Here is an 11191-nt window from a genome sequence, read left to right on the forward strand (position 1 = left end):
CCGGGCCCGGGCCCCGCGGGACCGGGCCCGCCGCGCTCCCTCAGCCGGGCGGGGGCTCCGCTCCGACGAGCCACATGGCGAAGAACTGCGCCCCTCCGCCGTAGGCGTGTCCGAGCGCCCTGGTGGCCCCGTCGATCTGGTGGTCCCCGGCCCTCCCCCGCACCTGGAGGGCCGCCTCGGCGAAGCGGATCATGCCGGACGCGCCGATCGGATTGGTGGACAGCACACCGCCCGAGGGGTTGACGGGGAGGTCGCCGTCGAGTTCGGTGACGCCCGCCTCGGTGAGCTTCCAGCCCTCGCCCTCGTCGGCGAAGCCGAGGTTCTCCAGCCACATCGGCTCGTACCAGGAGAACGGCACGTACATCTCGACGGCGTCGATCTCCCGGCGCGGGTCGGTGATCCGGGCCTGCCGGTAGACGTCGGCCGCGCAGTCCTTGCCGGCCCGCGGGGAGACGAAGTCCTTGCCCGCGAACAGGGTCGGCTCGCTCCGCATCGCCCCGCCGTGCACCCAGGCCGGCGGGTGGGGCGAGCGGGCCCCGCCGTCGCGGTCGGTGAGGATCATGGCGCAGGCCCCGTCGGAGGAGGGGCAGGTCTCGGAATAGCGGATGGGGTCCCAGAGCATGGGGGCGGCCCGGACCTTCTCCAGGGTGATGTCGTGGTCGTGGAGGTGCGCGTAGGGGTTCTTCAGCGCGTTGCGGCGGTCCTTGTACGCGACGAGCGATCCGACCTCGTCGGGCGCCCCGGTGCGCCGCATGTAGGCCCGCACGTGCGGGGCGAAGAATCCGCCCGCGCCGGCCAGCAGCGGCTGCTGGAAGGGGACGGGCAGGGAGAGGCCCCACATGGCGTTGGACTCGGACTGCTTCTCGAAGGCGAGAGTGAGGACGGTGCGGTGCACACGGGCGGCGACGAGGTTGGCGGCGACCAGCGCGGTGGAGCCGCCGACCGAGCCCGCCGTGTGGACGCGGAGCATGGGCTTGCCGACGGCGCCGAGGGCGTCGGCGAGGTAGAGCTCCGGCATCATGACGCCCTCGAAGAAATCGGGCGCCTTGCCGATCACGACGGCGTCGATGTCGCCCCAGGTCAGCCCGGCGTCCTCCAGGGCCCGGACGGCGGCCTCGCGGACCAGTCCGGCGATGGACACGTCGTGCCGGGCGGCGACGTGCTTGGTCTGGCCGATGCCGACGACGGCGACGGGCTCCTTAGGCATGAGCGCTCTCCCCTTCCAGAACGGCGACCAGGTTCTGCTGCAGGCAGGGACCGGAGGTGGCGTGCGCGAGCGCCCGATCGGACTCGCCCCGGTGGACGCGGGCGGCGGCCTCGCCGATCCGGATCAGTCCGGCGGCCATCACGGGGTTGGCGGCGAGCGCACCGCCTGAGGGGTTGACGAGGACGTCGTCGCCGAGCCCGAGGGCCTTGCGCAGGACGACCTCCTGCGAGGTGAACGGCGCGTGCAACTCGGCTGTGTCGACGGGTCGTTCGAAGGCTCCGGCGCGCTCCGCGGCGAGCCGCGCGGAGGGCGAGTCGGTCAGGTCGCGGACGCCGAGGCCGTGCGCCTCGATGCGGTGGTCGATGCCCCGGATCCAGGCGGGCCGCGCGCACAGGGCGCGGGCGGTGTCCCCGGCGGCGAGGACCACGGCGGCCGCGCCGTCGCCGATGGGCGGGCAGTCGCCGGTGCGCAGGGGCCGCACGAGGTAGTCGCCGGCGGGGACGTCGCCGGTGAGCTGGGCGTGCGGGTTGCCGACGGCGGCGGTGCGGTTGCGGGCGGCGACCTCGGCGAGGGCGGGTTCGTCGGTGGCTCCCGCGTCGATGAGGGCCCGCGCCTGGAGGGCGGCGAGCGCGACGGAGTCCGGCCACAGCGGGGCGAGGTAGTAGGGGTCGAGCTGGCGGGTGAGGACGTCGCGGACCCGGCCGGGCGATGACTTTCCGTAGGAGTAGACGAGCGCGGTGTCCGCCTCGCCGGTCTGGATCTTCACCCAGGCCTCGTACAGCGCCCAGGCCCCGTCCATCTCGACATGGGACTCGGAGATGGGCGGGTGGGCGCCGACGCCGTCGAGCGCCATGGTGAAGGAGAACGCCCGCCCCGCGAGGTAGTCGGCGGAGCCGGAGCAGGTGAACCCGATCTCGTTCGCCTTGAGGCCGGTCGTGCCCAGGACCTCGTGGAGGACGGGCATCAGCAGCTCGACCTCGGAGAGTTCGTCGGTGCGCCGCCGGTGCGAGGTCTGGGCGAAGGCGACGATGGCCACGTCTCGCATCTACACCAGCTCCTTGTACGTGTCGTAGTCGGCGTCGGGCTCCCCGGTGGGCCGGTAGTGGTCGGGGTGGCGGGACCCCTGACCGGCACCGGTCCAGACGGGCTCGACGCGCAGTCCCATACGCACCTGGTCGTACGGGATTCCGGCGATGCGTCCGTGCAGGGCGAGGTCGGCGCCGTCGAGGGCGATGTGGGCGTAGACGTACGGGACTTCGATGTCGAGATTCTTCGCTTTGATGTTGACGACGCAGAAAGTGGTGACCGTGCCGCGCGGGCCGACCTCGACCTGTTCGGCGGTGGCGACCCCACAGGTGGGGCAGGCTCCGCGCGGCGGGACGTAGACCTTGCGGCAGGCGGGGCAGCGTTCGCCGACGGTGCGGTGGCTTTCGAGGGCGGTGAGGTAGGCGCTCTGGGCGCGGCCCGGGGTGTGGACGTAGTCGAGGCGGGCCGGGGTGACGATGTCGGTGACGGGGTCGACGAACTCCCCGGTGTGCGGAGCGGGTTCGGGGCTGCCGGGCTCGCCGTCGTACGGCTCGAAGCAAGCGATGTCGGTGATGGCTCCGGTGCGCGTCTCGGCCCAGCGGATGCGGACGCGCATCCCGGTGCGCACGGCGTCCGGGCCGGGCGCGTCGAGTGCGTGCAGGAGCGCGGTGCCGGCCCCGTCGAGGCGGACGAGCACCCAGGCGAAAGGGGTGCCGAGCGGCTGGTCGCGGCGCGGGTCCGGGTTCCAGGCCCAGGTGGTGACGGTGCCGGTGGGGGCGACCTCGACGAGGTCGCGGATCTCGTTCGCGGTGACGGGGTCGTACTCCACGGGCGGCACGAGCACCGTGCCGTCCTCCGTGCGGACGCCGAGGACGGTGCGTTCGCGCAGTCCGGTGAGGAAGGCGCTCTGGACGGGCCCGAGCGAGCGGGTGAAGGGGAATGCGACCACCAGCGGGGCGCTGAGGACGTCGGACATGGCTGTTGCCTCCTTGCTGAGAGGACTGGGGGCTGAGGAGCCGCGCGCCCAGCGCTCAGGCGCGCCGGTAGACGGGCGGGCGCCTCTCGGCGAAGGCGCGTGCGCCCTCCTTGGCGTCCTCGGTGGCGAACACGGGCCAGCCGCGCTTGAGTTCGGCGGCCAGCGCCTCGCTCTCGGCCAGCTCCGCGCCCTCGTAGACCGAGGCCTTGACGGCCTCGACGGCGAGCGGCCCGCACGCGTTGACCCGCTCGGCGACGACGAGGGCCTCCTCCAGTGCGGTTCCGTCGGGCACGACCCTGCCGATGAGCCCGATGGCGGCGGCCTCGTCGGCGGTGTACGGGCGCCCGGTGAGGAGCATTTCGAGGGCGTGGGTGCGGGGGATCTGACGGGGCAGCCGGACCGTGGAGCCGCCGATCGGGAAGAGGCCGCGGCGGACCTCGAAGAGCCCGAAGATGGCTCCCGCTCCGGCCACGCGGATGTCGGTGCCCTGGAGGATCTCGGTGCCGCCCGCGACACAGGGACCCTCCACGGCGGCGATCACCGGTTTGCGCGGGCGGTGGTGGCGCAGCATCGCCTTCCAGTGGAGGTCCGGGTCGGCCGTCATCCGCTCCCGGTACTCCTCCCCCTCCAATCCTCCGCCCGCCAGGGCCTTGAGGTCCATGCCAGCGCAGAACGCGCCGCCCGCGCCGGTCAGGACGACGGAGCGGACCGTATCGTCCGCGTCGGCCGCGAGCCAGCCGTCGTACAGGCCGACGAGCATCGGCAGCGATAACGCGTTCCTGGCCTGTGGTCTGTTCAAGGTGAGCACCAGCGTGGCGCCTTCGCGCCGCACGGTGAGGTGTTCCGTACCGCCCATGACCGACTCCTGTTCTCCAGACCTGGAACAGGTTGCAGGAGGAGGGGACGCAGTTCAATAGATTTCTGACAGCTCGTCAGATTGGTTCCGCGCCACCCCTTCCCACTTGTGCCGCCCGGCGCTCTAATGACGGCCGAGTCGCCAGTCACCCGGGGTCAGGAGGAACGGTGGAGTACAACCTTGCCGACCTGTTCGAGTCGGTCGTCGACGCGGTACCCGACCGCGAGGCGCTCCTGTACGTCGATCATCCCGGTACGGGCGCGGAGCGGCGGCTCACGTACGCGGAGCTGGACGCCGCCGCCAACCGGATCGCCCACCACCTGATCGACGCGGGGATCCGGCCGGGCGAGCACCTGGGGCTGCACCTCTACAACGGGGTCGAATACCTCCAGACGGTCCTGGGGGCCCTCAAGGCCCGGATCGTCCCGGTGAACGTCAACTACCGTTATGTCAAGGACGAGTTGGTCTACCTCTACCGGGACGCCGACCTGGCGGCGCTGGTCTTCGACAGCGAGTTCGACGAGCGGGTCGCGGCGGCCGCCCCGCAGGCCCCCGGCCTGCGCCATCTCGTCCGGGTGGGGCCCGACCCCGCCGCTCCCCCGGCCGTGCCGTTCGTGCCGTTCACCGAGGCGGAGGCGTTGGGCGAGGCCGGGCGCGGCTTCGCCCCCCGCTCCGCCGACGACCAGTTCATCATCTACACCGGCGGCACGACCGGGATGCCGAAGGGGGTGATGTGGCGTCAGGAGGACCTGTTCTTCTCGGGTCTGGGCGGCGGAGCACCGACCGGGGAGCCGGTGAAGGCGCCGCGGGAGCTGGCGGAGCGGGTCGCCGCGGGCGGCGACGGGATCACCTTCTTCCCCACCCCGCCGTTGATGCACGGGACCTCCACGCTGACCGCGTTCATCGGGTTCAACTTCGGCCAACGCGTCGTCGTGCACCGCAAGTTCGTGCCCGAGGAGGTACTGCGGACGATCGAGAGGGAGAAGGTCACCAGTGTGTCGTTGGTCGGCGACGCGATGCTGCGCCCGCTGATCGACTGTCTGAAGGGGCCGCTTCGCGGGACGGACTGCTCCTCGCTGTTCTCCGTCTCCAGCTCCGGAGCGATCATGTCGGACTCGGTGCGGGCGGAGTTCCAGGCGCTCGTGCCGACCGTGATGCTGCTGAACAACTTCGGCTCCTCGGAGTCCGGTTTCAACGGTACGGCCACCGCCGACGCGGGACCGGAGAGGGGCTTCCGGGTGCGGGTCAACACCCGTACGGCCGTGGTCGATCCGGTGACGTACGAGCCGGTGGCACCCGGGGAGCCGGGCCGTATCGCCCAGCGCGGGCATGTCCCGCTCGGCTACTACAACGACCCGGCCAAGACCGCCGACACCTTCTTCCGCAGGGGCGAGGAGCGGTGGGTGCTGCTGGGCGACATGGCGACCGTGGACGCGGACGGCATCGTCACCGTGCTCGGCCGGGGCTCCCAGTGCATCAACACCGGGGGCGAGAAGGTGTATCCGGAGGAGGTCGAGCAGGCGCTCAAGTCCCATCCGGACGTGTACGACGCGCTCGTCGCGGGCGTACCCGACGAACGCTGGGGCAACCGGGTCGCCGCCGTGGTCCAACTGCGGAAGGACGCGGAGGCGTTGACCCTGGAGGGGGTGCAGGCGCACTGCCGGACCCGGCTCGCCGGCTACAAGATCCCCCGCGCGCTGGTGCTCGCCGACCGGATCCAGCGCTCGCCGAGCGGCAAGGCGGACTACCGGTGGGCGAAGGCGGTGGCGGCGGGGGTCGAGCGGAGCTGACGGACCGCTCCGGGGCCCTCGGTACGGGGATACCGCTGCGGGGGAGCCGCCCCGGCACTGATCGTCAACGCCCCGTCGCCTATCGTCAAGGACAGAGCGGGAAGAGATCCGCAGACTGATGGGCGTCGGGATGCCCGGTGCCACGGGGGTGCGCCGTGCGCCCGACCCCACACCACCGCACCTTCCTGTTCGAACGGGGTTGTGAGCAAGGTCGGTTCGCCGCTGACACGGGATGATCCGGAGCGCAGCGCCGAGACACGGACCGTGTCCCCGGCCGCTCAGCGCACCGGCTCTGTCCGCTCCCGGAACCTGGCGTGCCGGTAGTCACTGGGTGACATGCCCTGGGCGGCTCTGAACACACGGCTGAAGTGGGCGGGCGCGCGGAAGCCGCACCGCGCGGCGATCGTCTGCACCGGTGTGTCGAGGAGGCGGGGGTCGGCGAGGTCCCGGCGGGCCCGTTCGAGGCGTCGGTTCCGGATGAGGGCGGCCACCGTGGTGCCCTCCTGCTGGAACAGCCGGTGCAGGTGCCGGGTCGATATGTGGTGCGCGGCGGCGACGGCCGCCGGGGTGAGCCGGGGGTCGTGGAAGTTGCCGCCGATGAAGGAGCGGATGGTCAGGACGAGGTTGCGGGTACGGGCCTCCGGTGACAGTGCCGTCTCCCGGTCGAGCCCACCGGCGAGCAGTCCGGCCGCCAGATCGAGCAGGACCCGGTGCAGCCGGGCCGCGTCGGCGGGACCGTAGACGTCCGCCGGGTCCACCAGATGGGTGACGAAGTGGGTGAGCAGCGCGCCGAAGCCGTGCCGGCCGGAGAGCCGCCGGCCCAGCACGTCGTCCAGGGGCACGCTCGCCGGAAGGGGCAACAGCGATCGGGGGAGGTCCACCCCCACCCCCACGATCGGCTCGTCGGCGGTCCGGACGTCACAGGGCCTGGACATGTCGAGGACATAGAGGTCGTGTGTTTCGACCGTACTGCGCAGCCCGCCCTGTTCGACGTGCAGGGCCCCGCTGCCGGGCCGGACCAGCGTCATGTGGAGCAGACCCGGGTCGGACTGTCTGATCAGCCGGGGCGTACGCCGGTAGCGGGACGCCTGCAGACGGACGGGCCACAGCAGGGTGTCCTCGACGCGCAGGAGCCGGTGGTCGGCCCAGAAGTCGTCGGCGTGCGGACTGGTGATCTCCATGGGCGCGATGACGTTGTTCACGCACTGCTGCCAGCCGGCGAACCGGTCGCTCCGCTGAAGGGCATCGGTCCGGAATACCGCTTCGGTCAGCACACGCCGCCCCTCTTTCGTTCCGCGCGGCCCCGTCCCGTACCGCCGCGCTCTTCAGGATCTTCCATCGGCGACGGCGCGACAACATCCGTCGCCGGTGGGCTTGGCCGCTCCCGGCCGGGTCAGGCCAGTCCGAACGACCGGATCGCCGATCAGCGGCTCCCCCTCCCCCACCAGGTGACAGGCGAGCGGGGTCGTGTCGTGCGCGGCGAAGATCCGCATGCTCCCCATCCGAACAGGAAGCGGTGAGCGAGCGCACCGGACTTCGCCGCGGGCTGATCCGCCGCGAACACCGCGCGCCTCTTGCCAGCACCCCCGGCCGCCTGCATTACTGCTCCCAGGAAGATCGACCGAATGATCGGTCGCCTCCCCCTCGCGGCCCGTTCGCCACCTGTCGGTCGCCTGTTTCGGAAGGAAGGGTCCTGATGACGGCCATGCTGGACGCGGCGGAACGGCTCGGCCGTGGCGAACTGGAGGCCCTGCAACTGAAGCGGCTCCGGTCCACGCTGCGCCACGCGTACGACGCCGTCCCCTTCTACCGGGACGCCTTCGACAGCGCGGGGCTGCGACCCGACGACTGCCGGACGCTCGCCGATCTGGCCCGGTTCCCGTTCACCGTGAAGGCTGATCTGCGGGACAACTACCCGTTCGGGATGTTCGCCGTGCCGGAACACGAGGTGCGCAGGATCCACGCCTCCAGCGGCACGACCGGACGTCAGACGGTCGTCGGGTACACCGAACGGGACCTGGACACCTGGGCGGACGTGGTGGCCCGTTCGATCCGGGCGGCGGGCGGGCGGCCCGGTCACAAGGTCCATGTGGCGTACGGGTACGGGCTGTTCACCGGCGGGCTCGGGGCGCACTACGGGGCGGAGCGGCTCGGCTGCACGGTGATCCCCGCGTCCGGGGGCATGACCGCGCGCCAGGTCCGGTTGATCCAGGACTTCCGGCCCGAGATCATCATGATCACGCCGTCGTACATGCTGACGCTGCTGGACGAGTTCGAGCGGCAGGGCGTCGATCCGCGTTCGACGTCCCTGAAGGTCGGGATCTTCGGCGCGGAGCCGTGGACCGAGGGGATGCGCCGGGAGATCGAGGACCGGTTCGCCATCGACGCGGTCGACATATACGGGCTCTCCGAGGTGATGGGCCCGGGGGTCGCGCAGGAGTGCGTGGAGACGAAGGACGGGCTGCACATCTGGGAGGACCACTTCTACCCGGAGGTCGTGGACCCGCTCACCGGTGAGGTGCTTCCCGACGGCGAGGAGGGGGAGCTGGTCTTCACCTCGCTGACCAAGGAGGCGATGCCCGTGATCCGTTACCGTACCCGGGACCTGACGCGGCTGCTGCCGGGGACGGCGCGGACGTTCCGCCGGATGGAGAAGGTCACCGGACGCAGCGACGACATGGTGATCCTGCGGGGGGTGAACCTCTTCCCCACCCAGATCGAGGAGATCGTCCTCCGTACGCCTGCCGTCGCTCCGCATTTCCAGCTGCGGCTGACCCGGCAGGGGCGGCTCGACGCGCTCACCGTCCGGGCGGAGGCGCGGACGGGCGCCACGGCGGCCGACCGGGAGAAGGCCGCCCTGGCCATCGCGGCGGCGGTGAAGGACGGTGTCGGGGTGTCGGTGGGGGTCGAGATCGTGGACCCGGAGTCGCTGGAACGTTCGGTGGGCAAGATCCGGCGGATCGTGGATCTGCGGGAATCCGGCACGGCCCCGGACGCGCCCTGAGGGGTCGCGTCATGTTGCCGCACCGGCGTCGTCGCGTGGAGGAGGACGGTAGGGAAGCCGCCGGTTCAGGCCAGCTCGTCCCGCAGTTGCCGCTTGAGGATCTTCCCGCTGGCGTTGCGCGGGAGCGACTCCACGAACACGACGCGCTTGGGCGCCTTGAAGGCGGTGAGCCTCTCGCGGGCGTGGGCGATGAGTTCACTCTCGCCCGCCTCGCCGCGCAGGACGACGACGGCGGTGACGGCCTCGATCCAGCGGTCGTCGGGAAGGCCGACGACGGCGGTCTCGGCGACGGCGGGGTGGGTGTAGAGGGCGTCCTCGACCTGGCGGGAGGCGACGAGGACGCCACCGGAGTTGATGACGTCCTTGACCCGGTCGACGACGGTGAGGTAGCCCTCGGCATCGCGGACGGCGAGGTCGCCGGAGTGGAACCAGCCGTCACGGAAGGCGTCCGCCGTCTCCTCGGGCTTGTCCCAGTAGCCGGAGCACAGTTGGGGCGAACGGTAGACGACCTCGCCGGGGGTGCCGTCGGGGACCTCCTCGCCCTTCTCGTCGACGACCCGGGCCTCCACGAAGAGGACCGGCCGGCCGCAGGACTCCATCCGGCCCTCGTGCTCGTCGGGGCCCAGCACGGTGGCCAGGGGGCCGATCTCGCTCTGGCCGAAGCAGTTGAAGAAGGCCAGGTGCGGGAGGTGTTCGCGCAGTCGCTCCAAGACGGGCACGGGCATGATCGAGGCCCCGTAGAACGCCTTGCGCAGTCCGGCGAGGTCGCGGGTGGCGAACTCCGGGTGGTTGGCGAGGCCGATCCAGACGGTGGGCGGGGCGAACAGGCTGTCGGCCAGGCCGGCTTCGACGAGGTCGAAGATCGTGGCGGCGTCCGGGGCGTCCAGGATGGTGTTCTCCGCGCCGACCGCCAGATACGGCAGCAGGAACACATGCATCTGGGCCGAGTGGTAGAGCGGCAGGGAGTGCACGGGCCGGTCGTTCGCGGCGAGGCCGAGCGCGGTGATCGCGCTGACGTACTCGTGGACCAGGGCCCCGTGCGTCATCATCGCGCCCTTGGGCAGCGCCGTGGTCCCGGAGGTGTACAGGAGCTGCACCAGGTCGTCGGAGGCGGGCGGGCGCCGCGGGGTGAACGCCCGTTCCGTCTCCAGGGCGTCGAGCAGCGAGCCGGGCGCGTCGCGCAGCGTCCGCACCGGAGGCCCGGCGGGGAGCCGCGCGGCGAGGTCCGGGTCGGTCAGCACGAGGGAGGAGCCGGACTGGTCGAGGAGGTAGGCCAGGTCGTCGCCGGTGAGGTTCTGGTTGACCGGTACGTGGACGAGACCGGCCCGTGCGCAGGCGAGGAAGCCGATCAGATACGCGTCGGAGTTGTGCGCGTAGGCGGCCACCCGGTCGCCGGGGGCGAGGGCGTGCTCCTCGGTGAGGACGGCGGCGGCCGTGGAGACGGCGGCGTCCAGGGAGCGGTAGGTCCAGGCCCGGCCGGCGTACCGCACGGCGGTCCGTTCGGGGGTGCGCCGGGCGCTGCGGGTGAGGACGCCGTCGACTGTGCTGCTGCGTACACCTGTCATGGCGTGATCCTGTGCGTCCGGGCCCCCGGGGGTCAAGAGGCTGGATACCGACCAGACGGTTGACAGTTCCCGGGGCTCCCTGGCTGAGTGGCGCGTGGCTGTCCGGACGGTCCGGTCAGGCCGCCGCGCCACCCGCACCGCTGGGAGGAACACCTTGACCTTACGTAAGCGTCTGAGACTGCTCGGGGTCGCCGGTCTCGCCCTGTTCACCGTGACGGCGTCGCTGCCGCCGGCCGCCGCGTCCGGTGCTCAGCAGTCGCGACACCCGTCCGGGGGCGGTCTCTCCGCCGTCATCCGGTACACGGAGTACGGCATTCCGCACATCGTGGCGAAGGACTACGCGGAGCTCGGCTTCGGCACCGGTTGGGCCCAGGCCGCCGACCAGGTGTGCACGCTGGCGGACGGCTTCCTCACGGTGCGCGGGGAGCGGTCGAGGTTCTTCGGCCCGGACGCCGCCACGGACCACTCCCTCTCCTCGGCGGCGACGAACCTCTCCAGTGACCTGTACTTCCGTGGCGTCCGGGACAGCGGCACGGTGGAGAAGCTGCTCAAGGAGCCCGCGCCCGCCGGTCCCAGCCGGGACGTCAAGGAGACGATGCGCGGGTTCGCCGCCGGGTACAACGCGTGGATCGCACAGAACCGGATCACCGACCCGGCCTGCCGGGGTGCGTCCTGGGTGCGCCCGGTGACGGCCCTGGACGTGGCGGCGCGCGGCTACGCGCTGGCGGTGCTCGGCGGCCAGGGGCGCGGCATCGACGGCATCACGG

The 11191-nt window shown here is 71.8% G+C and carries 10 protein-coding genes; 3 read left to right on the forward strand and 7 right to left on the reverse strand.

Annotated features, from left to right (window positions below; all coding sequences use genetic code 11):
* Positions 1 to 40 precede the first annotated feature (40 nt).
* Genes CR470_RS04605 through CR470_RS04620 form a run of 4 tightly spaced genes read right to left on the reverse strand, consistent with a single transcriptional unit; the run spans position 41 to position 4065 of the window.
* Complete coding sequence (locus CR470_RS04605; RefSeq protein ID WP_097866293.1) at positions 41 to 1207, reverse strand: thiolase domain-containing protein; 1167 nt, start codon at positions 1205 to 1207, stop codon at positions 41 to 43.
* The gene (locus CR470_RS04610; RefSeq protein ID WP_097866294.1) at positions 1200 to 2252 is read right to left on the reverse strand and encodes a thiolase domain-containing protein; all 1053 of its coding nucleotides are present in this window, start codon (positions 2250 to 2252) and stop codon (positions 1200 to 1202) included. The genes CR470_RS04605 and CR470_RS04610 overlap by 8 nt, the downstream gene beginning before the upstream one ends.
* Entirely contained in the window at positions 2253 to 3209 is a 957-nt protein-coding gene (locus CR470_RS04615; protein WP_097866295.1) for a Zn-ribbon domain-containing OB-fold protein, read from the reverse strand.
* A 55-nt stretch (positions 3210 to 3264) separates the two neighbouring features.
* Positions 3265 to 4065 carry a crotonase/enoyl-CoA hydratase family protein gene (locus CR470_RS04620; RefSeq protein WP_097866296.1) on the reverse strand — a complete coding sequence of 267 codons (801 nt, stop codon included), beginning with the start codon at positions 4063 to 4065 and terminating at the stop codon, positions 3265 to 3267.
* Positions 4066 to 4232: 167 nt separating this feature from the next.
* On the opposite strand from CR470_RS04620, the gene CR470_RS04625 reads away from it, so the two are divergent.
* Complete coding sequence (locus CR470_RS04625) at positions 4233 to 5855, forward strand: acyl-CoA synthetase (RefSeq protein WP_097866297.1); 1623 nt, start codon at positions 4233 to 4235, stop codon at positions 5853 to 5855.
* Positions 5856 to 6133: 278 nt separating this feature from the next.
* Here the strand turns inward: CR470_RS04625 and CR470_RS04630 are convergent, their stop codons facing one another.
* Positions 6134 to 7129, reverse strand: coding sequence for an AraC family transcriptional regulator (locus CR470_RS04630; RefSeq protein ID WP_097866298.1), 996 nt, complete (start codon positions 7127 to 7129; stop codon positions 6134 to 6136).
* Positions 7130 to 7180: 51 nt separating this feature from the next.
* Entirely contained in the window at positions 7181 to 7348 is a 168-nt protein-coding gene (locus CR470_RS39380) for a hypothetical protein (RefSeq protein WP_179892136.1), read from the reverse strand.
* 203 nt (positions 7349 to 7551) lie between these two features.
* Here CR470_RS39380 and paaK point away from each other — a divergent pair, with 203 nt between their 5' ends.
* Positions 7552 to 8859 (forward strand): phenylacetate--CoA ligase PaaK, encoded by a 1308-nt coding sequence (paaK, locus tag CR470_RS04635; protein ID WP_097866299.1) that lies wholly within the window; start codon positions 7552 to 7554, stop codon positions 8857 to 8859.
* Positions 8860 to 8924: 65 nt separating this feature from the next.
* On the opposite strand, the gene CR470_RS04640 is transcribed toward paaK, so the two are convergent.
* Positions 8925 to 10424 (reverse strand): acyl-CoA synthetase, encoded by a 1500-nt coding sequence (locus CR470_RS04640; protein ID WP_097866300.1) that lies wholly within the window; start codon positions 10422 to 10424, stop codon positions 8925 to 8927.
* Between the two features lie 154 nt (positions 10425 to 10578).
* Between CR470_RS04640 and CR470_RS04645 the strand changes: the two genes are divergently transcribed.
* Positions 10579 to 11191: penicillin acylase family protein (locus tag CR470_RS04645; RefSeq protein ID WP_143663766.1), on the forward strand; the 613-nt coding region annotated here is incomplete at its 3' end.

Source organism: Streptomyces sp. rh34, from assembly GCF_002551245.1.
GTDB lineage: Bacteria > Actinomycetota > Actinomycetes > Streptomycetales > Streptomycetaceae > Streptomyces.

Bases quoted from the DNA above. Each gene is read 5' to 3' on its own strand.
- CR470_RS04605 (WP_097866293.1), bottom strand. From the start codon at position 1,207: ATGCCTAAGGAGCCCGTCGCCGTCGTCGGCATCGGCCAGACCAAGCAC.
- CR470_RS04610 (WP_097866294.1), bottom strand. From the start codon at position 2,252: ATGCGAGACGTGGCCATCGTCGCCTTCGCCCAGACCTCGCACCGGCGG.
- CR470_RS04615 (WP_097866295.1), bottom strand. From the start codon at position 3,209: ATGTCCGACGTCCTCAGCGCCCCGCTGGTGGTCGCATTCCCCTTCACC.
- CR470_RS04620 (WP_097866296.1), bottom strand. From the start codon at position 4,065: ATGGGCGGTACGGAACACCTCACCGTGCGGCGCGAAGGCGCCACGCTG.
- CR470_RS39380 (WP_179892136.1), bottom strand. From the start codon at position 7,348: ATGCGGATCTTCGCCGCGCACGACACGACCCCGCTCGCCTGTCACCTG.
- paaK (WP_097866299.1), top strand. From the start codon at position 7,552: ATGACGGCCATGCTGGACGCGGCGGAACGGCTCGGCCGTGGCGAACTG.
- CR470_RS04640 (WP_097866300.1), bottom strand. From the start codon at position 10,424: ATGACAGGTGTACGCAGCAGCACAGTCGACGGCGTCCTCACCCGCAGC.